At 42.2% G+C, this 22678-nt stretch carries 18 protein-coding genes and 1 tRNA gene; 16 read left to right on the top strand and 3 right to left on the bottom strand.

The features are described 5' to 3' along the window. Positions 1-126: 126 nt before the first annotated feature. The 8 genes from C1G53_RS01455 to C1G53_RS01490 all read left to right on the top strand — a co-directional run bounded on the left by C1G53_RS01455 (position 127) and on the right by C1G53_RS01490 (position 11283). Positions 127-5730, top strand: a complete 5604-nt coding sequence (locus tag C1G53_RS01455; RefSeq protein WP_105117402.1) for a ZmpA/ZmpB/ZmpC family metallo-endopeptidase — start codon at positions 127-129, stop codon at positions 5728-5730. Positions 5731-5990: 260 nt separating this feature from the next. Then, positions 5991-6944 carry a LysR family transcriptional regulator gene (locus C1G53_RS01460; RefSeq protein ID WP_105117452.1) on the top strand — a complete coding sequence of 318 codons (954 nt, stop codon included), beginning with the start codon at positions 5991-5993 and terminating at the stop codon, positions 6942-6944. Positions 6945-6954: 10 nt separating this feature from the next. Continuing rightward, positions 6955-7875, top strand: coding sequence for an MBL fold metallo-hydrolase (locus C1G53_RS01465; RefSeq protein ID WP_105117403.1), 921 nt, complete (start codon positions 6955-6957; stop codon positions 7873-7875). A 64-nt stretch (positions 7876-7939) separates the two neighbouring features. Next, on the top strand, positions 7940-8971 hold the full coding sequence (gene holA, locus C1G53_RS01470) for a DNA polymerase III subunit delta (protein WP_105117453.1): 1032 nt from the start codon (positions 7940-7942) through the stop codon (positions 8969-8971). A gap of 73 nt (positions 8972-9044) precedes the next feature. Further along, a complete protein-coding gene (gene sodA / locus C1G53_RS01475; protein ID WP_105117404.1) occupies positions 9045-9656 on the top strand; it encodes a superoxide dismutase SodA in 612 nt (203 codons plus the stop codon). 336 nt (positions 9657-9992) lie between these two features. After that, positions 9993-10340 (top strand): 50S ribosomal protein L19, encoded by a 348-nt coding sequence (gene rplS, locus C1G53_RS01480; protein ID WP_011921928.1) that lies wholly within the window; start codon positions 9993-9995, stop codon positions 10338-10340. 150 nt (positions 10341-10490) lie between these two features. Next, positions 10491-11165 (top strand): hydrolase, encoded by a 675-nt coding sequence (locus C1G53_RS01485; RefSeq protein ID WP_105117405.1) that lies wholly within the window; start codon positions 10491-10493, stop codon positions 11163-11165. A 46-nt stretch (positions 11166-11211) separates the two neighbouring features. Further along, a tRNA-Arg gene (locus C1G53_RS01490) sits at positions 11212-11283 on the top strand. Between the two features lie 222 nt (positions 11284-11505). Here C1G53_RS01490 and C1G53_RS01495 read toward each other — a convergent pair. The 3 genes from C1G53_RS01495 to C1G53_RS01505 are packed head-to-tail and all read right to left on the bottom strand — an operon-like array spanning position 11506 to position 13463. After that, positions 11506-12690: a chloride channel protein gene (locus C1G53_RS01495; protein WP_105117406.1), complete on the bottom strand. Its 1185-nt coding sequence runs from the start codon at positions 12688-12690 to the stop codon at positions 11506-11508. Next, a complete protein-coding gene (locus C1G53_RS01500; RefSeq protein WP_105117407.1) occupies positions 12680-12958 on the bottom strand; it encodes a chorismate mutase in 279 nt (92 codons plus the stop codon). Before C1G53_RS01500 ends, C1G53_RS01495 begins: the two co-directional genes overlap by 11 nt. A gap of 49 nt (positions 12959-13007) precedes the next feature. Further along, on the bottom strand, positions 13008-13463 hold the full coding sequence (locus C1G53_RS01505) for a flavodoxin (RefSeq protein WP_105117408.1): 456 nt from the start codon (positions 13461-13463) through the stop codon (positions 13008-13010). A gap of 95 nt (positions 13464-13558) precedes the next feature. On the opposite strand from C1G53_RS01505, the gene C1G53_RS01510 reads away from it, so the two are divergent. From C1G53_RS01510 to serB, 8 genes are all read left to right on the top strand, one after another. Continuing rightward, positions 13559-14503 (top strand): DHH family phosphoesterase, encoded by a 945-nt coding sequence (locus tag C1G53_RS01510; RefSeq protein WP_105117409.1) that lies wholly within the window; start codon positions 13559-13561, stop codon positions 14501-14503. Continuing rightward, entirely contained in the window at positions 14490-15518 is a 1029-nt protein-coding gene (locus C1G53_RS01515; protein WP_105117410.1) for an FAD:protein FMN transferase, read from the top strand. Before C1G53_RS01510 ends, C1G53_RS01515 begins: the two co-directional genes overlap by 14 nt. Before the next feature lie 120 nt (positions 15519-15638). Further along, complete coding sequence (locus tag C1G53_RS01520) at positions 15639-15881, top strand: type B 50S ribosomal protein L31 (protein ID WP_029944240.1); 243 nt, start codon at positions 15639-15641, stop codon at positions 15879-15881. Positions 15882-16257: 376 nt separating this feature from the next. Then, positions 16258-17475 (top strand): FtsW/RodA/SpoVE family cell cycle protein, encoded by a 1218-nt coding sequence (locus C1G53_RS01525; protein ID WP_105117411.1) that lies wholly within the window; start codon positions 16258-16260, stop codon positions 17473-17475. Between the two features lie 13 nt (positions 17476-17488). Continuing rightward, entirely contained in the window at positions 17489-18028 is a 540-nt protein-coding gene (locus tag C1G53_RS01530; RefSeq protein WP_105117412.1) for a DJ-1 family glyoxalase III, read from the top strand. Positions 18029-18226: 198 nt separating this feature from the next. Further along, on the top strand, positions 18227-20179 hold the full coding sequence (gyrB, locus tag C1G53_RS01535; RefSeq protein WP_105117413.1) for a DNA topoisomerase (ATP-hydrolyzing) subunit B: 1953 nt from the start codon (positions 18227-18229) through the stop codon (positions 20177-20179). Between the two features lie 88 nt (positions 20180-20267). Further along, positions 20268-21992 carry a septation ring formation regulator EzrA gene (gene ezrA, locus C1G53_RS01540; protein ID WP_105117414.1) on the top strand — a complete coding sequence of 575 codons (1725 nt, stop codon included), beginning with the start codon at positions 20268-20270 and terminating at the stop codon, positions 21990-21992. Positions 21993-22034: 42 nt separating this feature from the next. After that, entirely contained in the window at positions 22035-22676 is a 642-nt protein-coding gene (gene serB, locus C1G53_RS01545; protein WP_161941341.1) for a phosphoserine phosphatase SerB, read from the top strand. The last annotated feature ends 2 nt before the right edge of the window (positions 22677-22678 follow it).

Consider the following 22678-nt stretch of genomic DNA (forward strand, 5'->3'; position numbering starts at 1 on the left):
TTTCCTGACGGCTATTGTTAGGAAATTTTCTTGTTTATGTAAGATTTCTACCGTTTTCTTTGCATTTCGTGCTTCTTACTTATATAATTGTAGTAGATTTTTTATTTGCCTCAAAAGGAGATTTTAATGAATTTACATTTTTTACAAAAGAAGCAGCATTTTGGCATACGGAAGTTTTCCATCGGTGTCGTGTCAGTTGCCCTGGCAGTTAGTTTTAGCGTCCTTGGAGGGCAAGTAGCGGCGGCCCAAGAGGCAAGCACAGCTCCTACTAGTAGCCTTGCAACCAGTCAAACTAGTCCGACAGTGACAGAGGAAGCCACACAAGTACAAGCTGTTAGTGGGCAGACTGAGGTAGTAGAGGAAGTAGCTAGTTCTCAATCGGCTACGACTAGTCCTCAAGAAACGCCATCTCAAGATAGTGGACTGGTAGAAACAGAACCAGTAGTACAAGATAGTGCTACCAATCAGGAGCTAGCAGTCAGTCAAACAGTTGTACCAAGTCAAGCGGAACCAGTGCAAAATCAGACAGTAGGGGGAGAACAGAGTGCGCAAGTTGCTGGAGAAGTTTCTCCGTCGATTGAGCCAACTGAAAGCACTTCTTCAGCTACTGGGGATGCAGATATGGATCTAAGTCAAGTAGAACAACCGGTAGTAGCTTCACCGGATCAGGTTAGTCAACCAGTTCAACTATCCGAAACATTAGTAGAAGAAGCTACTCCGACCAATCAAGTAGTAGAAGAAGTCGTTCAGCCTGTGTTACGTTCAGCTCGAATGGCTCGCAGTGTGGCAGCTCAGGAGTTGGCTAAATTACCGCTAGATGCCAATGGAAAGCTGATGACCTCAGTCAGTGGAGTTACTGTTCATCAATACCTAGTAGTCAATTCAGATGGCAGCAGTCAGATGGTTTCTGCAACGGCTCAGCCAACTACAAGCCAGACCAGTGAAACAGTTGCTCAACAGGTCGCTTCGCTGAAAGATGACTTTGCAGGTGTGACCTACGAATCACTCTATCCTCATTTATCTCATCAAGAAAATTTTTTTGAAAAAATAGACTTGGAAAAGGCTATTCGTCAGGAAAATGGTGGAAGTAATTTACCAGTTGACCAGCTACAAACTCTCAAGCAGACAGCCTATATGGATATGCTGGATATGAGGGAGAGTTTTGAGCGAGTAAAGGCTAAGATTGAAACGACGCTGACAGGTATTTTTGAGAAATCAAGTCAGGTCAATGTAGAGGATATCCGTCGCAATAAAGAGAAAATCTTAGCAGGTTTATCCTATCTGGATCGCCAATATTCCTTTGAATTTGGTCAATATCAGGCAAAGGATTTGATATTACATTATCCCCGGGTGTTCGGAGGTGGAGGCTCCCCCTTAAATACACTTAGTATTTTGAACACTTTAACCTATCGTGATTTGACTTTGGGTCAGTCAGCGACCGCTTACCAAACTAAACTAGCTCCAATTACAAATCAAGCTGATATTTTCTCCTTTGTGGAGAAGGGAGTAAGCTTGTTTGAACCAGGCAAAACAGGTGAGCAATGGTTTAAGGATACTAGCAAGGCTCATCTGGCAGAGTCCCAATCTCCTTACGGGAACTCCTCGCTCTATCAGAAATTAAAGAGCAATGTACGTCTGAACAACCATTTCATTCCTCTCCTGACCCTACCTAGTGATCTCGTATATGCCATTAGCACTTCAAACACAGTCAACTACGGTTTAACGGAATCCTATGTCCGACCAGGTGACCAGACCGGCATGGCAACGTTTAAAGCTAACTTACAATCCTACGCTGATGACCAGGAAAGCTTTTTGAAATTCTGGCATCGCATCAGTCAGAACAGGGATATTCTAGCCAATCATGAAGCCATTATTGTGGTTGATAGTCCGCAGAAACTAGGGACAGCTACTCAGCGCGTTCAAGAACTTTATTCACCCAAATATGGTTCAGGAGTTTTAGAAGGGGTCGAGAAATTTATCAGACCGCTCAGCCTTTATGCCAACTTTTTACAAGCTGATGGTCAGGCCAATGGAAAGACTTCCATTAATCTCTTTTTGAAAAAATCCCTGTCTGAGGCAGGTCAGTCTGTCTATACTCATGAATTGACCCATATGCTGGATAAGAACGTTTGGTTAAATGGCTATGATAGACGAGCTGGCCAGTTACAAGAAGTTTTTGCCAGAGGAATGTTTGAGTCTATGGATGTTGCTAAAACACCCTATCAAGACCCGAGCTTTATTATCAATACAGCCTATCGCATGGGGGACAATCGGACACAAAATGCTAGTCCAGACCGTTTCCAAACAAGTGATGACCTCAAGACCTATATGCAGGGTATTTTGGATGTGATTTACACTCTGGACTATGCAGAGGCCCAGTCAATCTTGAAGAAGGCTCCTGATGAAAGGGCTGTTCTGCTTAATAAAATCAGCCTCATTCCAAATCCAGCCAATAATGGCGGAGGAAAAACGACTGAAATCGTCAACTCAATTGATACAGCTTCAGCTGCAAACTTACAGACGATTGCTGATTTTGTAGATCAAGGCTTAATTTCGGGACGGTATAAGTTCAATGGTATGGAAACCAGAGGAACTGCCCGTACGAACTCCTACTATACCATTCCTCTCTTTGAACCAATTTATGCTGCCCTTCAAAATGATACGGGTAGCGGAGGTGATATTAGCTTTAAACGGAATGCCTATGAACTATTAGGTGAATACGGTTATGAAAAGGGGATGGTAGCCTATGTTTCTGGCCAATATGCCAATGATCAGGCAGCTCTTACTGCCATTATGCCAGAATATGGAGGAGACCTAGCAACCTTTAAGAAGGCTATGTTTGACCGTCGCATCGCCAAGGTTACTGAGCTAAAATCCACTAGTGTAGCCAGCGATTTCGCTGCTATTCAGAGTTTGATGGATGAAGCCATTGCCAAAGACTTAGAACGACTGAAAAGTAATGCTGCTAATAAGGTTCCCTTGTCCACCAGAGTTTCGGCTGTTCAAGACTTGAAAAAGAGCATCTTCCAGGCTTATTTGAAGGATACAGATGACTTCCGTACTAGCATTTATCAGGAACAAGTGGCGCGTGATTTGTATGTAACCAATGGTGATGAGAAATCCCAAGATGGTCGCGGCACTCTTGATAGCCCTTACCAGAGCCTCTCCTACGCTCTTGCCCAAGCAAAAAACGGGGATAGGATCAAGCTTGTTGACAATATCATGCACCGGCAGGATAAACCTTTCCTCCTTGATAAGGCTGTTACCATTGATGGTCAAGGTCATCGTTTAAGCTTCCGTGGACCTGATGTGGAGCTAGGGGCTGATGTGACCTTTGCGGATCTAACATTAAATATGTTGGCAGATGGTAGTAAACAACCCAATATTTATGCCAATGGCTATCACTTGACCTTGGATCAGGTATCTACAACAATGAGTCAGGCACAAAGTGACTTGCGTCCAACTCTAATTGCCGGTTCTCGTTCAGGTCAACCAGCAGGCAGTCATGGGAAAATTACCATTCTTAATGGAAATTCAGACACTCGGTTTAACACCATTTATGCTGGAAATGCTGATTCAGTAAGTAACATTCCAGTAACCATTTCTATCCTGTCGGATTTTGTTAGTGTAGACCAAGGAATCAAACTGTCAGGTGTCAATGGAGAAGATGTGATGGGGCCAGTTTTGGTTACGTCAAAATCTAGCAGTCTGAAGTCAATTGACGGCAACGGAAGTTGGGATAATACAGTTACTATTGATACTGCACGTATCTACGGACTCAATCTACAGAACATCCAAACGCTTGAATTGGTCAATAAGGCGGATGTTAGTTTAGCTAGTCAGGTATCTGAAATCTCGACTGGTGTAGAGCTAGAATCGGGTACTCAGTTGACTATTGCCAATGATCCAGTCACCTTAGGTAGCTTATCTGGTCAGGGAACAGTCATTATTCCAGTGGAATCCAGTCTCAATGTAATAGGAGATATTGAGGGAAATGTTGAGGTACTGGTTAGAGGATTTGAACAAGATCTATCCAAGAATATAGACAAGGAATATATAAAGGTTGAGGGACTATTATCTCCTACAGCTCGTATTACCTTGGAGAAAGGCTATAATCGTTTTGACCTGGTCAAAGATGAAATTGTTTATCGCTTGGTAGAGCTAAAACAGCCTGTTCAAACTCATACAGTAACCTTGCACTTCACCCAGTCAGGTCAGTTGTTAAAAGAGAAGCAGGTGCAAGTTGATAATGGGCAGTCTATCACAGGTGTAGAGAACGATTTGCCTATAGCAACAGAGGGAACCTATCAGTTGGATCCAAACTTTGACAGAACGGTGTTGACAGCTATCACTAGCAGTAAAACGATTGAGATTCCAGTAGTCTTGGTTCTGCCAAAAGCAAGTCGCTACCAGCCTCACGTTAATGGGGAAGCCCATGTTCTGCCGGCAAGCAGTAGTGAGGAAACAACAGCTGAAATTGTGAAGCAAATCAGTCTACTAGCTGAAGCAGGTCAATTTGATGTTGTAGTAGTCACTCCTATTCCACAGTCTAGTGGCGACCACTCCATGACTGTTCGTGTGGTCTATGACGACCGTAGCCAAGAAGAGCTTGTAGTACCTCTTCATATCCTCACAATAAAAAATGGAGAAGTTGCCAAACACAGCTTACCAGCAGGTGTTTTAGAACCGTTGGTTATTGCCAAAGGCAAGGGAGTTACCCATGAATTGCCGGTCGGAATTCTTCCACCTCTTGAAACGGCAAATGGAGGAGGTGTTCGTCATGAATTGCCAGCAGGTGTTTTAGAACCGTTGGTTACTGCCAAAGGCAAGGGAGTTACTCATGAATTGCCGGTCGGAATTCTTCCACCTCTTGAAACGGCAAATGGAGGCGGTGTTCGTCATGAATTGCCAGCAGGCGTTTTAGAACCGTTGGTTACTGCCAAAGGCAAGGGAGTTACCCATGAATTGCCGGTCGGAATTCTTCCGCCTCTTGAAACGGCAAATGGAGGCGGTGTTCGTCATGAATTGCCAGCAGGTGTTTTAGAACCGTTGGTTACTGCCAAAGGCAAGGGAGTTACCCATGAATTGCCAGTCGGAATTCTCCCACCTCTTGAAACGGCAAATGGTGGAGCCTTATTGCACAGTCTTCCGACTTTCTCTGTAGACGCTATTGTCCAACTCCTGAATGCTGGTCATAAGATTTCACTTGGTCTATTAGATGGAGCAATTTGGTCTACAGGTGATGGTCTAGACCATAGCTTACCAAGTTTGGAGATTGCTAAAGGTAGTTCTGTCAATCATCAGTTACTAGAGGGAACACTTCCATTGATGGTAACTTCCAAAGGGGCAAGTATCAGCCACTTCTTGCCAGAAGGGATTTTGCCATTATTGGTGACTGCAAAAGGCAAGGGGGTTACTCATTTTATTCCAAGTGGTACCTTGCCTCTAACAGTAACAAGAAGTGAAGCTTATACTCCGGCAATGCCAGCCGTTTCATTGTTACAGCAACGGCAGAAAAATACGGAGACCAAGCCAGCTGTGTTACCGTTGGTAGCCGTACCTCAGAAGCAGGCAGACCAGTTAAGTGCCACCTTGACAAGTAGCAATTCAGCCACGTCAACTTCCAATCGTTTACCTGAAACAGGGGAGAGAAACAATCTAAGTCTTCTAGGATTCTTACTTGCATCCTTAGGCTTTAGTTTCTGGATTGGTCGCAAAAAAGCTGAATAAAGCGGAATAGATTTTGCTTAAGAATTAGTATCAGAAACGGACAAACATCTGGAATTACAAGAGCAGATAGTTTGTTCGTTTTCTTTTTCTTTTTTCAAGGAGTGCTAGCCTTGCTCAAAAACAATTGACTTTTCCAATCAATAAGTATGCAAAATAGAGTATATATGGTATAATGATATAAATAAAACGTGTAAAAGAAGAGAAGGGGAAGCACTTCTCTTAAAATTGGTCCTTGTAATAGAAGGAGTAGTGTAATGGGCATGGATATTGTACAAATGGGATACCTGATCAATATCGTGGAGTGCAGATGTAATTTATCCCTTGCAGCTAAGAAAATTCATATTAGCCAGTCTGCCTTAAGTCAATTTATCACGCATTTTGAAGCAAGTGAAGGCATTCAATTATTTAATCGTAAAAATGGGCGCTTGGATGGTATGACAGAAGCGGGTCGTATGGTCTATCGTTTTGCGACAGAAATTGTTGCCAAATACGAAGAAATGCAGGATGTTATTCAAAAAGAAGCTGCCAAACAGCAAGGAACTATCCGACTGGGTCTTCCGTCCATCATTTTGAGAGCTTATTTTTCTCATCTTTTGCCCAAATTTTATGTCAATTACCCCACTATCAATATCGAAATTTTAGAGGGGGGTAGTTTGGAAATATGGAAAAAATTTGTGGACAATGAGCTAAATATAGCTCTCCTAGTCGAGCCGACCAAGTTGGATAGCAAAAAATATGAACAGCACCTAATCCACAAAGATGAGTACGTTGCTTTTATGGATAAAGACCATCCGCTAGCCAGTAAGGAATATTTGGAATGGAGCGACTTGCAGGACTATCCCATAACGACCTTTAATCAAAACTTTACCAGCTATAGCAATATTATGCAGAAGTTGAAGGATGAGAATATAGATATTCAACGTCTACATCATTCCTCTTCTTGGGACTATATGGTCGCTGCAACAGCAGGAAATGATATCGTTAGTGTGTTGCCGAATAGTGTCGAAGAATTGATTGATGAAAGTCAGTTTAGGGTCGTTCACTTTCGTGATGCCCTACCCTTTAATGTCTGGCTGTGTCGACCGCATCGTAAACGAGTGGGGGAGGCAGAGAATTTCATCTATGAGGAAATACTGAAGTTTCATGTCCCAACTAGTGAAGAGCAAACGGGTGGTTGCAATTGCATGAGCAGTCTGAATGTACCAGTCGGATAAAGGAGAAACCATGTTACAAGCATTTGAATTTGGAGAAATGAGGATTACCTGGCTACGGGGAGCCGACAAATATACAGATGCAGGTACCTTATTTGGGCCTGTTCCCAAGGCTGTTTGGTCCAGATATTATCCAACAACAGCCGACGGTTTGGTAGCTGATTTGACAGATCCTATACTCATTGAATATAAGGGAAAGAAATTTCTGATTGATAGCAGTTTGGGGACTGAAAAATTAGATGCCAAACAAGTTAGAAATTTAGGGGTTGTTTCTGAGAACAGAATGTTAGAAAGTTTGGCTGAATTGGGCTATAGCCGACAGGATATTGACGGAGTGCTGATGACCCACATGCACAATGACCATGCGGGTGGCTTGACATGTCTTGAAGAAGGCGGGCTTGTTTCGACCTTTCCCAATGCCAACATTTACATCAATGAAATTGAATGGGATGAAGTCCGTCTTCCAAATCCTCGTACCCGTGCAACCTATCTCAAGGAGAATTGGCAAGCTATTCAATCTCAAGTCAAAACCTTTGGTCCATCTATTGAAATCATCCCAGGTATTGAGATGCACAGGACAGGTGGACACAGCAAGGGGCATTCTATCATTCTATTAAAACAAGACCAGCAGACCATTATTCACATGGCAGACTTACTTCTAACGCATGCCCATCGTAATCCCTTATGGGTTGCGGCTGTGGATGATTATCCAATGGACAGTATTGCGGCTAAGACCAAGTGGATAAAAGAAGCCTATGAAAATGGCTATATTTTCCTTTTTTATCATGATTCATTTTATTCCCTGCTACAATTTACACCAGAAGGGAAAGAAGTAATGGCTTATATGGAAAGACCGCGTCCTCCCCTTGTCCCATTTACAAATCAGCAAGACAGGAAGCTGATGATCCCACCTACTGCTAAAAAACTTGGTTAGCCAGCACCCAGTGACCTACTGGGTGTCTTTTTATGGTAAAATGGAGAGAGAAGTAGAGGATGATATGACAATTATTGGACAGATTGAGAAATTAAGAAAAGAAAATTTGGGCTCTCTGACAGTCTTATGCGGTGAGGATGTCGGACAATATCAGATTGCCAAGGACTTACTTTTAAGGCAGGTGGATTTTGATCCCGCAGATTTGGGTTTTGCCTATTTTGATATGTCTGAGGCTGATTATAGTCAGGTCGATTTGGATTTGGTATCTTTGCCATTTTTTTCAGATGAAAAAGTAGTCATATTAGACTATTTTGCCGATTTGACGACGGATAAAAAGCGGTATTTGACAGATGACGAACTCAAGCAATTTGAGGTTTATTTGGAAAATCCTGTCGAAACAACCCGTTTGATTATCCTAGCCCCAGGAAAGCTAGACAGCAAGCGACGTCTGGTCAAACTCCTCAAACGAGATGGGCTGGTACTGGAAACCAATCCCTTGAAGGAAGCGGACTTGCGACAGTATTTCCAGAAAGAACTGGGGCGTCTAGGTTTGAATATGGATGGAGATGTCTTTCAGTATTTGTTGGTAAAATCTAATTTTGAGTTTGCGGAAGTCAGTAAAAACCTAGCCTTCTTGCAGTCTTATAAAGGACAAAATTTGATTACTATGGCAGATATTGATGCTGCCATCCCTAAGACCTTACAGGATAATATTTTTGACCTGACCCAATTGGTTCTTCAATCCAAAATCGATGAAGCCCGTCAACTTGTTCGTGATTTACGTTTACAGGGTGAGGATGAAATCAAGCTGATTGCCATTATGTTGACCCAATTCCGTACTTATTTACAGGTTCAACTTCTTCGAGAACAAGGCAAGAGTGAGCCACAAATGGTAGCAGAATTGTCAGAAATCATGGGGCGAAAGGTCAATCCCTATCAAATCAAATTTGCACTTCGGGATTCGCGCTACTTATCTCTTGGATTTCTGAAAAAGGTGGTCAAATTGTTGATTGAAACAGACTACCAAATTAAAACAGGTGTGTTTGAAAAAGACTATCTTTTTGACCTAGCTTTGCTAAAAATTTCAAGTATATAGTCAGACAAATAAGTTGAAAAGGCTCTCACAATGGAGTAAAATAAGATTATCATATAGACAGAGGAGTACAAAAATGGCAATTATTTTACCAGACCTACCATACGCATACGATGCCTTGGAACCACACATTGATGCAGAAACAATGACCCTGCACCATGACAAGCACCATGCGACTTATGTTGCAAATGCTAATGTAGCCCTTGAAAAACACCCAGAAATCGGTGAGGACTTGGTAGCACTCTTGTCAGATGTGGAGCAAATTCCAGCTGACATCCGTCAAGCCCTTATCAACAACGGTGGTGGTCACCTGAACCACGCACTTTTCTGGGAATTGCTTTCACCAGAAAAAACAGAAATTTCAGCAGAATTGGCAGCAGATATTGATGCGACCTTCGGTTCATTTGCGGCCTTCCAAGAAGCATTCACTACAGCAGCAACAACTCGCTTCGGTTCAGGCTGGGCTTTCTTAGTAGTCAACAAAGAAGGCAAGTTGGAAGTTATCTCAACTGCTAACCAAGACACACCAATCATGCAAGGTTTGAAACCAATCTTGGCACTGGATGTTTGGGAGCACGCTTACTACCTCAACTACCGTAACGTTCGTCCAAACTACATCAAAGCTTTCTTTGAAGTGATTAACTGGAATAAGGTAGATGAGCTGTATAAAGAGGCTCTCAGCAACTAATCTACTAGCTAACTGCGACGTTTTTTCGAGGAAACGATCCTTTTCCGAGAAAAAACTAGTCAGTCCTCTAGGAAAGCTAATCGGGCTTTCCGTGCTACAAGGAGCAAGGCCCTTGTAGCTGAGGAGTGGGACTAAGGTTGATGAACTTTATAAGGCTGCTAAATAAGATTGTAAAACAGGCGAAGTTTCGCTTGTTTTTTTCAATATTTTGAGTATTTTTCTTTACAAGAAAAGAGGATTTTAGTATAATCTATTTTGTGTGTAATGGACGCACAAAAATACAGTTTATCCGCTGGGTTTAAAAGCACCTATGATTGACAAAGATAGGAGAATAAAATGAATCCATTGATCCAAAGTTTGACAGAAGGTCAACTTCGTACTGACATCCCTTCATTCCGTCCTGGTGACACTGTACGTGTTCACGCTAAGGTTGTCGAAGGTAACCGCGAACGTATCCAGATTTTCGAGGGTGTTGTTATCTCTCGTAAAGGCCAAGGCATCTCAGAAATGTACACTGTACGTAAAATCTCTGGTGGTGTAGGTGTTGAGCGTACATTCCCAATCCACACTCCACGTGTTGATAAGATTGAAGTAGTACGTTACGGTAAAGTACGTCGTGCTAAATTGTACTACCTACGTGCATTGCAAGGTAAAGCAGCGCGTATCAAAGAAATCCGTCGCTAAGATGGGAGGAAGCAGCGAAAGTTGCTTCTTTTTTTGCTTCTAATAGATGGTATCCTATGTTTATAAGTGCTACTCAAGATGAGTGGAATTATCTAGCTATTAACATAAAAAATATGTTATACTATGTCTATAGATATAAGGAGGTCCCGAATGAGTAAGCAGTTTATTCCGTCTGTTTTGTCTGATTTACGCCAGGATATTGTGCAGGTGCCTGACATCATAAAGGAATGTAGTGGTATTCGTATTTATGGTCGTCGTATCCGCTCGGTTTTATTTACAACGGATGTGGCGATTATTGCCAATCATAATGCAGATGCCGTTTTAGCAGTTTATCCATTTACTCCTAGTCCAGCCATCCTTAAAAGTATTATGATGGTTGCTTCTGTCCCGGTTTTAGCTGGTGTTGGTGGTGGACTAACGACAGGAATGCGGTCGGCCAATATGAGTTTACTTTCTGAGTCCGAAGGAGCTTACGCTGTTGTGGTCAATGGTCCTACTAACGTGAAAACGATTGAGCAAATTAACAAGATGGCGGATATTCCCATTATCTACACAGTCGTTTCAGAGAAGGCAGACTTGTTATCACGAATAGAGGCTGGCGTAGATATTTTAAATGTTTCTTGTGGACTAGAAACTCCCAACGTAGTGAAAAAAATACGTGAAGTTCTTCCAGATTTTCCCATCATTGCGACAGGAGGTCCAACTGAAGAATCCATCCGTCGTGTTATCGAAGCAGGAGCCAATGCCATTTCCTATACTGCTCCCAGCAATGCCGAACTCTTTAAAAAGAAAATGGAAAAATATCGAATATCAAGTAAGGACTAGCCCGACCTTGCAATCTTCTATTTTATGAGTTAAAATAGAAGAGTAGCTTCCCTTAGTTAAATGGATATAACAAATTCCTCCTAAGAATTAGTTGCTGGTTCGATTCCGGCAGGGGAGATAGATAAAATAACAAAAACCCTTGAAATATCAATATTTTCAAGGGTTTTGTTTAGTCTAAAAAGTGACCGAGGGGCAAAAAGGGGGCAAGTTATTCATCGTTATCAACTCCTGCGTCTGCATGGATAGCAGAGAGGATTTTCGATTAAAGCCAATTAAGATGATACCATGTTTCTATCAGTGAGATGGGAGCATTTTTAATTTGGAAAAAGAGAGGAAGATATCACCTCACCTGCATTCCATAAATCGTTTGTTTTCTGTTTACAAGATAAGCTAGGGCAAGCACTGGAATGGCATAGGGGATGATATTCCAACCAAATACCTCGTAGCTGATTAAAATCGGTGTCAGTAAGGTATTGGTTGCAGAACCAAACACAGCACAATAGCCAAGGGCTGCAACAAGTTCTACTGGTAGGCCAAGTAATCCAGCTAAAAGAGCTCCAGAACTAGCGCCAATAGCAAAGAGCGGAGTGACCTCACCACCTTGAAAACCTGCAGCTAAACACAAGCAAGTGAGCAGAAGTTTGAGTAGCCAGTCATATGCAAATACCTGTTCCCCAGCTAAACTGACATCAATTAAATTGGTTCCCAAACCAGCATAATGACCTTGATGGAAGAAGAAAAGTAGAACGCATAGTCCAACTCCCATGATAGCTATTTTAATGTAAGGATTTGGCAACCAGCGAGACGAATACCTTTTTGCTTGTTCTAAAAGCCAGGCAAAAAGATTACCAATAACCCCAAAGCATAGGGCAATAAAAATCCATTTGAAACTATCTGTAAGCTGGAAAGTGGGAATCGAAATGGTATGAGTAAATTTTTCCAAGCCCAATAAATGTGAAGTAGTAGAGGCTGTAAAGGCAGCTATTAAACAATAGACCAAATTTCTCCAAGCATATTGGCCAACAATCAAGACTTCGATAGCAAAGAAACTGGCAGCCAAGGGTGTTTGAAAGAGCCCAGCAAAACCTGCTGCCATACCTATCTTCGTCACCATATCTTTGGACAAGTCTGAAAAACCATGCTTCTGTAGCCAATGCGAAAGACTAGCTCCAAGCTGAACGGCCACACCTTCACGACCAACGGAAGCCCCAAAAAGATGGCTGAGCCAAGTTGTAGAAATGATTAGCGGAATGAGAACAGGTGAAATTTGTGCATCCTCACCTTGACCAGCTTTAAAAACCAACCCCATCCCAGCTTGAACTTCTCCGCCCCATTTTTGATAGACAAATACAACTACTAGTCCAGCCAATGCAAGAAAAGGGACAAGATAATCGAAATATTCTGACCGTACTTGTCCAATTTCTAATAAAATCTTCCCGAAGAATGTGGTGACCAGTCCAGCTAACAGTCCCATGAGGACAGAAAAGAGCAGGAGTTGAAGTATTTGTTTACCTTTACTGGTCATCGCTAGCTAGTTTTCCAGCTTGATAGGCTCTGGACTGGGCCATGATGTCGCTAAAGGTCGCTTGAATAGCTGAGCGGTAGTCGTCCTTTTGAACCAGGTTTCCAACTCGTTCAAGTACAGCGTTTTCTCTGCTAGTGTCCAAAACAGGTTTGCCAGTTGCTCGCTTAAAGGCTGTGACTTGATCAACTAGCTCCATACGTTGTTCAAGCAAGTCAACTAATTGACTATCTATAGCGTTAATATTTTCCCGGATATGATCTAGATTCATTTTTTCTCCTTTTAAGAAAACCAGTAACAGATGTTACTGGTTGATTTGATTATTCATTTACTTTGGCAGCAAGGTCAGTTGCAAATTTTTCTAGGTTTACGATATCCTCGTCTTCAGCAGCAAGGTCTACCTTGACATTTTCAGCACCCTTGACTGCACCACGTGAACCAAGCATGACATCAAAGTCATCTACTGCACTACAGAAGTCATCATAGAAGGTATCACCAGAACCGCAAACACCGTACACCTTACCAGTCAAATCCAAGTCCGCTAGGTCAGCATAGAAATCAACGATTTCATCTGGAAGCTCACCATCACCACCATAAGAATAAGTGTAGCTGGCTACGACAATTAAGTCAGCATCCAAGATTTCTTCTGTTTCAATGGTCGTACATTCGTGCACCTGTACTTCCAAACCCAACTCTTCTAGCTTACTGGCGACGATATCAGCAATTTCTTCTGTGTTACCAGTCATACTAGCGTAAACAATTTTTGCTAGTGCCATAATTTCCTCCAAATTACATAGTAATCTTATTATACCATACTCCCATCATTTTCAAAAGGGGAAGTTTATGCTAAAATGATGAAAAAGGAGTTGCTATGACTATTTACAATACAATTATTGAAAAAATTCGCGAATACGACACCATCATCATTCATCGTCACCAACGACCAGATCCAGATGCCATTGGCAGTCAGGTTAGCTTGCAAAAGCTCTTGCAGAAGAATTTTCCTGAAAAAACCATCAAGGTAACCGGTTTTGAGGAACCAAATCTTGCCTGGATGGCAGAAATGGATCAGGTTTCCGACCAAGACTATCAAGGGGCCTTGGTTATCGTGACAGACACTGCCAATACGGCGCGTGTGGATGATGACCGCTACACTCAGGGTGATTTCCTGATTAAAATCGACCACCATCCAAATGAAGAGCCATACGGCGACTTGCTCTGGGTCAATACTGAGGCTAGCTCATGCAGTGAAATGATTGCAGACTTGGCCCTTCAAAGCCAGTTGGAATTGGATGGGGAAACTGCTCGTCTGCTATATGCTGGTATTGTTGGCGATACGGGACGTTTTCTTTATCCTGCGACTAGTTCACGCACTTTTGAAATTGTTGCTCGACTTCGTCAGGAAGATTTTGACTTCGCAAGAATGTCCCGCCAGATGGATACCATTGATTTCAAGATTGCCAAGCTGACAGGTTACGTTTACGACAACTTGGAAGTCGATGAGCACGGTGCGGCACGGGTCATTTTGACTCAGGATATCCTCAAAAAATACGGGGTGACCGATGCGGATACTTCCTTTATCGTTGGGGCTCCAGGACGGATTGGTACTGTACAATCTTGGGGGATTTTTGTGGAACAAACTGACGGAAATTACAGGGTTCGCTTACGCAGCAAGTACATTCCGATAAACGAGATTGCCAAGCGCCACGATGGCGGTGGCCACCCACTAGCCAGCGGTGCTAACTCTTATTCCCTTTCCGAAAATGAGCAAATCTACCAAGAAATTCAAGAGGTCGTGAGGAATGCAAGCAAGTAGTCGCTCCCTTCGTCTAATGGGAACCATCATAGAAACTAAAATATGGCACCCAGATGCAGAACCGATTTTGGATCAGGTCGAAGAGTTGCTGTATCTATATAAGGACCGATTCTCTGCCAATGATTTGACGTCTGAATTGATGGAGGTCAATCTCAACGCGGGTGTTCAAGCAGTTCCTGTTGCCGATGACCTGTATGAATTGATTAAATTGGGCAAGGAACACAGTCTGGCTCAGGGATCTTTTTTGAATATTACCATCGGTCCCCTTGTACAAACCTGGCGGATTGGATTTAGTGATGCTAAGCTCCCTAGTCCCGAAGTCATCTCAGAAAAACTCCAGCTCATCAATCCAAGGGATATCGAACTCGATGACCGAGAGCAGATCGTCTATCTAAAAAAAGAAGGCATGGCTATTGACCTGGGTGCCCTAGCCAAAGGCTATGTAGCAGATAGGATTGTTGATTTTCTAAAAAGAATTGGAGTAGAGGCTGGACTGATTAACCTGGGAGGCAATGTTTTGACATTTGGACAGGCTCCACATAATCCAGATGGCTATTGGCGAATTGGTATACAGGATCCTCAGAAACCACGTGGTGAAAATGCCCTCGTCCTCAAGATAGGCGAAGAGTCGGTTGTCACCTCTGGTATTTACGAACGAAGCCTCACGGTAGATGGTCAGACCTACCACCATATTTTAAGTTCGCAAACGGGTTATCCTATCCAGAGTCAGCTGGCCAGTGTGACCATTGTGTCTAAAAACTCTGTCGATGGTGAGATTTGGACGACCAGACTGTTCGGTCAAACCATAAATCAGACTTTGAAAGAAGTCGAAGAGACGGATGGTCTTGAGGCGGTCTTGATAGGTCTCGATGGGAAGATATTTGTGACCTCAGGACTTACAGAAAAAATACTGTCAGGTAGGGAGCGAATCTCAGATAGTTTGGGGAGCCCATCCAGAGGGGGATTTGGAGCAAGAGTAACTTCTGACCTGGCATCAGGTGCTTCTGTTCTATAATCTCTTAAAAATCTCTAAAAAATCGGTAAAAATACTTGCCAGAAGAAAAAAGTTTTGGTAAACTTAAATGGTTATAATCTATGGCTCGGAAAGAGTCCATGGCAGAAAGGAATTTTTAAAATGAAAAAAGATATCCATCCAGAATATCGCACTGTTGTCTTCATGGACACAACTACTGGCTACAAGTTCCTTAGTGGTTCAACTAAGAAAACTAGCGAAACTGTAGAATTCGAAGGTGAAACTTACCCATTGATCCGTGTGGAAATTTCATCAGACTCACACCCATTCTATACTGGACGTCAAAAGTTCACTCAAGCAGATGGACGTGTGGATCGTTTCAACAAAAAATACGGTCTCAAGTAAAAAAACAACCCCAACGGGTTGTTTTTTCTTCGCATCTTTAAATACGAAAAGGCGAATACAACCCCAACGGGTTGTTTTTCACGAGCTTGAAAACAAAAGAGCGAGTTATGGTCCAGTGGACCATTTTTTCTTTGCCTCTAGAAATAAAAGAGGACTTTTTTGGTGAGTGATTGCCAAAATGATTGCCATTTGTCTGAATATACATTGTAGATAAATGTTCGAGTTTTTAGTGTGTTGACCAGACGATTTTTTCTTCCTGCTAGAGCCTTTTCGTTTTTTTTGCTATAATGTTAGAAGCTATATTTAGTGCTGTATTCACAGTTTAGCACTTTACTTGTGAATACCAGTTCTTAGAAATGAAAGTATGAGGTAATCTATGAAATACAGAGGAACGATAGATAGTCGAATTGACTACTCTCTTATTTTACCAGTCTTTTTTTTATTGGTTGTAGGCATCTTAGCTCTTTTTATTGCAGTGAGCCAGGACTATCCCAATAGTGTTTTGCAAATGGTGGGGCAACAAATTGCCTGGATAGGTATTGGAATCGGAGCAGCATTCCTGGTGATGTTCTTTTCGACCAAATTTCTCTGGCAGATAACTCCATTTTTATATGTACTTGGCCTAGGATTGATGGTCCTGCCCTTATTCTTCTACAGTCCGGACCTGGTGGCTTCGACAGGTGCGAAAAACTGGGTAACCATTGGAGGAATGACCCTTTTTCAGCCGTCGGAATTTATGAAAATATCCTATATTGTCATGATTGCAAGGGTTATTGTCACCTTCCATAAGCACCATACTGAACGAGGTCTTCGAGAAGATTTTATGCTGATTGCTTATATGACTCTCTTTACTCTTCCTGTTTTGGTACTACTGGCCTTGCAGAGTGACTTGGGAACTTCTTTGGTATTCGTGGCCATCTTCAGCGGGATGCTTCTCCTGTCGGGGGTGTCATGGAAAATCCTTCTGCCAACAGCTTTAATGGTCTTGGTTCTTGCTGGAGGCTTCATGCTGATTTTCGTATCGCCAGGTGGGACAACCTTCTTGCATAATATGGGAATGGATACCTATAAAATCAACCGTATTTCAGCTTGGTTAGACCCCTTTAAACACGCACAATCAACTACCTATCAGCAGGCTCAAAGTTTGATTGCTATCGGTAGCGGTGGTCTGAAAGGTCTAGGGTTCAATAAAACAAATCTGCTCATTCCGGTTCGAGAAAGTGATATGATTTTTACAGTTATCGGTGAGGATTTTGGTTTTATCGGCGGGACAGTCTTGATTGGCCTCTACCTCCTGCTGATTTATCGGATGTTACGGATTACATTAAAATCCAATAATCGTTATTATACCTACATCTCTACAGGTTATATTATGATGCTCCTCTTCCATGTATTTGAAAATATCGGGGCAGCTACTGGTTTACTACCTCTGACAGGTATCCCACTTCCATTCATCTCTCAAGGTGGCTCTTCTATAGTGTCCAATCTGATTGGGATTGGCTTGGTACTATCCATGAGTTACCAGTCGCATCTAGCGGATGAAAAAGAAGAAGTGAGATCACGGAAATACAGGAAAATTACGTTAGAACGTTAGAAAGTTGGTTACTATGGTAAAAGTTGCAGTTATGTTGGCAAATGGCTTTGAAGAAATTGAAGCCTTGGCCCCTGTCGATATTTTTCGAAGAGCAGATTTTCAATGCGATATGATTGGTTTAACCAGTATTCGTGTGGAAGGTTCCCATGCTATCAAGGTTGAAGCAGACAGTTTGTTTGATGGGGATTTGAGCCAGTATGATTTGATTGTCCTACCGGGAGGGATGCCTGGTTCAATAAATCTCCGTGATGATGACCGTTTGATTGCAGAATTGCAAAAGGCTGTTGCAAATGGGAAACGGGTTGCGGCTATCTGTGCGGCCCCAATCGTTCTAGACAGGGCTGGTTTACTGGCTGGGCGTCGCTATACTTGTTTCCCAGGAAAAGAAGCAGATGTTGCTTCAGGTATTCATGTTGAAAACAATGTAGTCGTTGATGGACCGATTATTACCAGTCGCGGTGCAGGTACTAGCCTGGACTTTGCTTACAAATTGGTTGACTTACTTGGTGGTGACGGTCAGGGGCTGGCAAGGGTCATGGTTCATAAAAATTAGAGGAATAGAGTGTTAAAAAGTAGGGAGCTGAAGGAGAAAATTCAGCTCCTTTTTGGTGGGAATTTTATGAAAAATATGGTATAATGTTGGGTACGATTGTAAAGTTTTTATACTCTTGTTTTTCCTATCCAGATACTTCAAATCTTGTCGGATGGTTTAACGTTTTTGAGAGTAGAGCTTAGAAATAAAGGAATAAGAATGACAGAAGAAATCAAAGATTTACAAGAAAAAGCACAAGAATATGATGCCAGTCAGATTCAGGTTTTGGAAGGTCTGGAAGCTGTTCGTATGCGTCCAGGTATGTATATCGGAACAACCTCTAAAGAAGGACTTCACCACCTGGTTTGGGAAATTGTCGATAACTCGATTGACGAGGCCTTGGCCGGTTTTGCCAGCAAGATTGAAGTTTATATCGAGCCCGATAACTCCATTACAGTTGTGGACAATGGTCGTGGTATCCCGGTCGATATTCAGGAAAAAACAGGTCGACCAGCCGTAGAAACAGTTTTCACAGTTCTCCATGCTGGTGGTAAATTTGGCGGAGGCGGATACAAGGTTTCAGGTGGTCTGCATGGCGTAGGTTCATCCGTAGTAAATGCCCTTTCGACCCAATTGGATGTCCATGTCTATAAAAATGGTCAGGTTTATTTCCAAGAATACCGTCGTGGTGAGGTGGTTGCTGATTTGAAGGTTGTGGGAGAAACGGACCGCACTGGTACGACTGTACATTTTACACCAGATCCAGAAATCTTTACCGAAACGACAGAGTTTGAGTTTGCGAAATTAAACAAACGCATCCAAGAACTAGCCTTCCTAAACCGCGGTTTAAATCTTTCGATTACAGACAAGCGTGAGGGAATGGAACAAACCAAGGAATATCACTATGAAGGTGGTATTGCTTCATATGTGGAATACCTCAATGAAAACAAGGATGTTATCTTTGACACGCCGATTTACACAGAGGGTGAAATGGATGACATCACAGTCGAAGTGGCTATGCAATACACGACTAGCTACCATGAAAATGTGGTCAGCTTTGCCAACAATATCCATACCCACGAAGGCGGTACCCACGAACAAGGTTTCCGTACAGCTTTGACGCGTGTCATCAATGATTATGCTAAGAAGAATAAAATTCTCAAGGAAAATGATGACAACTTAACTGGTGAGGATGTGCGTGAAGGTTTGACAGCTGTTATCTCAGTCAAACACCCTGGTCCTCAGTTTGAAGGACAAACTAAGACCAAGCTGGGAAATAGCGAGGTTGTCAAAATCACTAACCGTCTATTTTCGGATGCATTTTCAGAATTCCTTTTGGAGCATCCTCAGATTGCTCGTCGGATTGTGGACAAGGGTATTGTAGCGGCCAAGGCGCGGATTGCTGCCAAACGTGCTCGTGAGGTCACTCGCAAGAAGTCAGGTCTTGAAATTTCTAACCTGCCAGGCAAGTTGGCAGACTGTTCATCAAATGATGCGACTAAGACAGAGCTCTTCATCGTGGAGGGAGATTCTGCGGGTGGTTCAGCAAAATCTGGTCGTGACCGTGAGTTTCAGGCTATTTTGCCAATTCGTGGTAAGATTTTGAACGTGGAAAAGGCCAGCATGGATAAGATTTTGGCCAACGAGGAAATCCGCAGCTTGTTTACAGCTATGGGAACTGGCTTTGGAGCGGACTTTGACGTAGAGAAGGCTCGTTATCAGAAATTGGTCATCATGACCGATGCCGATGTCGATGGAGCCCACATTCGTACCCTACTCTTGACCCTATTTTACCGTTATATGCGTCCGATTGTAGAAGCTGGTTATGTTTACATTGCCCAGCCACCAATTTATGGGGTTAAGGTTGGAAGTGAAATCAAGGAATACATTCAACCAGGTGCCAATCAGGAACAAGAATTGCAAGAAGCCTTAGAAAGACATAGTACTGGACGTTCTAAACCAACCATCCAACGTTATAAGGGATTGGGTGAAATGGATGACCATCAGTTGTGGGAAACAACCATGAATCCAGAGAATCGTCTGATGGCGCGTGTTTCAGTTGATGATGCTGCAGAAGCAGATAAGATTTTTGATATGTTGATGGGGGACAAGGTTGAACCTCGCCGTGAGTTTATCGAAGAAAATGCGGTATATTCGACATTAGATGTCTAAAAACTGAGAAAACAAGTGCATAAGCTAGAGATTTATGGTATAATAAAGCGATATTTTCTAGTAATTACTATGAACTAAGGAGATTTACATGCCTACAGGAACAATCATCTTAATCGTTTCGATTGTTATTATTTTAATCGTTGCCTACGTAGCCTGCCTGATTGTTCGCAAACGTAATGACAACCTCTTGGTTGCATTAGAAGAGCGCAAGGAAGAGCTATTTAACCTCCCTGTAAATGAAGAAGTTGAAGCGGTAAAGGCCCTTCATTTGATTGGTCAAAGCCAGGTTTCCTTCCGTGAGTGGAATCAAAAATGGGTTGATCTATCCCTCAATTCATTTGCAGATATTGAAAATCATATTTTTGAAGCAGAAGCTTTCAACAATTCTTTCCGTTTCGTCAGTGCTAAGAACGCTATTGATAGCATTGAAAGTCAGATTGACCTAATTGAAGAAGACATTTCTTCTATCCGCCATGGTTTGATGGATTTGAAGGAACAGGAGGAGAAGAACTCAGGTCGTGTCAAACATGCCTTGGATTTGTTCGAAAATCTGCAAGCCTCTGTTCGTGACAATTCTGAAAGTTATGGAGAAACCTTGCCAGAACTTGAAAAACAACTGAAAAATATTGAAGTTGAATTTTCTGAGTTTGTTATGCTCAACTCATCTGGTGATCCGATTGAAGCATCTGAAATTCTTGATAAGACAGAGGAGCACATGATTGCTCTCAATCAGATTATGGATCGTATTCCGCATTTGATTGAACGTGTTAGTAAGGATTTTCCAGAGCAGTTGGAAGACTTGGAATCAGGCTACCGTAAACTTGTAGAGCAAAACTACTTGTTTACAGAAGGAAATATCGAATCCCAATTCCAAAATATCCGAGTTTCTATTCGTGAAAATACTGCCTTGATTGTATCCTTTGATTTGGATGCGGCAGAAGCTGAAAATGAGGGCATTCAAGCTAAGATTGACCACTTGTATAAGCTCTTTAATCGGGAAATTGAGGCTAACAAGTCTGCTAATAAGATTAGTAAGAACCTACCAAAATTTTTGGAGCATGTGGTACAAAATACCCAACTTTTGGATGAAGAAAGTCAGCGTTTAAATGCCAACTATCTATTGGCAGACAGCAAGCTTTCTCGAATTAACCAGCTGAAAAAACGTTTGGAAACCATTGAAATAGTTGTAGCTGAAAGTATTGAAGGTATTGAAACACCACAGGTAGCCTATTCTATTTTAGAGGAACGTTTAGATCACTCACTTTCAGGTTTGAAAGAAATTGAAGAAGAGCAGCTTGTATTGGCTGAGTACCTCAAATCACAAGAAGTATCAGAAAGTACGGCACGTAAGCAAGCAACCCTTTATATTAATAAGTTGCACACTCTCAAACGCTATATGGAGAAACGTAATCTTCCAGGTATACCTGAAGAATTCTTAACAAACTTCTTTAGAACAAGTGATCATGTCGAGGCCTTGATTGCTGAACTGGACTATAAGCGTATCAATATTGAAATTGTTAATCGTTTATTGGAAAATGCGACCTACGATATGAATCAATTAGAAGAGCTTGCATATCTCATCGTCCAGAATGCGACCCTGACAGAGCAACTCTTGCAGTATTCTAACCGTTATCGTTCGACGGAGGAAGGTATTCAACGTGCTTTCAATCGCTCATTAGAAATTTTTGAAAGAGATTTTGACTACCAAGCAGCTTTTGAAGAAATTTCATTTGCCTTGGAAACAGTTGAACCTGGTGTAACAGAACGCTTTGTTCGTTCTTATGAAAAAACACGCGAAGCAATTCGTTACTAAATAAAAAGCCGTTTGGCTTTTTATTTTTATACAAGAAAGGATATGAAAATGACAAAAGGTTTATTGGTTATGGATGTGGATTCAACACTCATCATGGAAGAAGGTATTGACCTTCTTGGTGAGGAAGCGGGTGTAGGGGAGCAGGTTGCAGACATTACAGAACGTGCTATGCGTGGGGAATTGGATTTTGAAGAAGCATTACGCGAGCGTGTTGCCTTGTTAAAGGGACTGCCTGTTTCTGTTTTTGATCGAATCATGGAAAAAATTCATTTTACACCAGGGGCAGTGGAATTGGTTACGGAATTAAAAAATCGTGGTTTCAAGATTGCAGTCGTATCAGGTGGATTTCATGAAACAGTGGATCGTCTTGCTAGTCAGTTAGAATTAGATTATGTTCGTGCCAATCGTTTAGAAGTAGTTGATGGATTTTTGACAGGTCAAGTTTTGGGAGATATTGTGACCAAGGATACCAAGAAGGCTTGTTTGGAAGCCTGGGCGGCTGAAAATGGCCTAGCTCTATCTCAGACTATTGCTATGGGGGATGGGGCAAATGACCTACCGATGATTCAAAGAGCAGGAATTGGTGTGGCCTTCTGTGCCAAGCCAATTGTGCAAGAACAGGCACCTTATCAAATCAATGAAAAAAATCTCTATAAACTAATAGAGATTTTGGATGGTAAATAATG

The sequence above is a fragment of the Streptococcus suis genome (assembly GCF_002960445.1).
GTDB lineage: Bacteria > Bacillota > Bacilli > Lactobacillales > Streptococcaceae > Streptococcus > Streptococcus hyiners.

Excerpts from the sequence above, each read along its gene's own strand:
- C1G53_RS01455 (WP_105117402.1), top strand. The coding sequence starts at position 127 with ATGAATTTACATTTTTTACAAAAGAAGCAGCATTTTGGCATACGGAAG.
- C1G53_RS01460 (WP_105117452.1), top strand. The coding sequence starts at position 5,991 with ATGGATATTGTACAAATGGGATACCTGATCAATATCGTGGAGTGCAGA.
- C1G53_RS01465 (WP_105117403.1), top strand. The coding sequence starts at position 6,955 with ATGTTACAAGCATTTGAATTTGGAGAAATGAGGATTACCTGGCTACGG.
- holA (WP_105117453.1), top strand. The coding sequence starts at position 7,940 with ATGACAATTATTGGACAGATTGAGAAATTAAGAAAAGAAAATTTGGGC.
- sodA (WP_105117404.1), top strand. The coding sequence starts at position 9,045 with ATGGCAATTATTTTACCAGACCTACCATACGCATACGATGCCTTGGAA.
- rplS (WP_011921928.1), top strand. The coding sequence starts at position 9,993 with ATGAATCCATTGATCCAAAGTTTGACAGAAGGTCAACTTCGTACTGAC.
- C1G53_RS01485 (WP_105117405.1), top strand. The coding sequence starts at position 10,491 with ATGAGTAAGCAGTTTATTCCGTCTGTTTTGTCTGATTTACGCCAGGAT.
- C1G53_RS01495 (WP_105117406.1), bottom strand. The coding sequence starts at position 12,690 with ATGACCAGTAAAGGTAAACAAATACTTCAACTCCTGCTCTTTTCTGTC.
- C1G53_RS01500 (WP_105117407.1), bottom strand. The coding sequence starts at position 12,958 with ATGAATCTAGATCATATCCGGGAAAATATTAACGCTATAGATAGTCAA.
- C1G53_RS01505 (WP_105117408.1), bottom strand. The coding sequence starts at position 13,463 with ATGGCACTAGCAAAAATTGTTTACGCTAGTATGACTGGTAACACAGAA.
- C1G53_RS01510 (WP_105117409.1), top strand. The coding sequence starts at position 13,559 with ATGACTATTTACAATACAATTATTGAAAAAATTCGCGAATACGACACC.
- C1G53_RS01515 (WP_105117410.1), top strand. The coding sequence starts at position 14,490 with ATGCAAGCAAGTAGTCGCTCCCTTCGTCTAATGGGAACCATCATAGAA.
- C1G53_RS01520 (WP_029944240.1), top strand. The coding sequence starts at position 15,639 with ATGAAAAAAGATATCCATCCAGAATATCGCACTGTTGTCTTCATGGAC.
- C1G53_RS01525 (WP_105117411.1), top strand. The coding sequence starts at position 16,258 with ATGAAATACAGAGGAACGATAGATAGTCGAATTGACTACTCTCTTATT.
- C1G53_RS01530 (WP_105117412.1), top strand. The coding sequence starts at position 17,489 with ATGGTAAAAGTTGCAGTTATGTTGGCAAATGGCTTTGAAGAAATTGAA.
- gyrB (WP_105117413.1), top strand. The coding sequence starts at position 18,227 with ATGACAGAAGAAATCAAAGATTTACAAGAAAAAGCACAAGAATATGAT.
- ezrA (WP_105117414.1), top strand. The coding sequence starts at position 20,268 with ATGCCTACAGGAACAATCATCTTAATCGTTTCGATTGTTATTATTTTA.
- serB (WP_161941341.1), top strand. The coding sequence starts at position 22,035 with ATGAAAATGACAAAAGGTTTATTGGTTATGGATGTGGATTCAACACTC.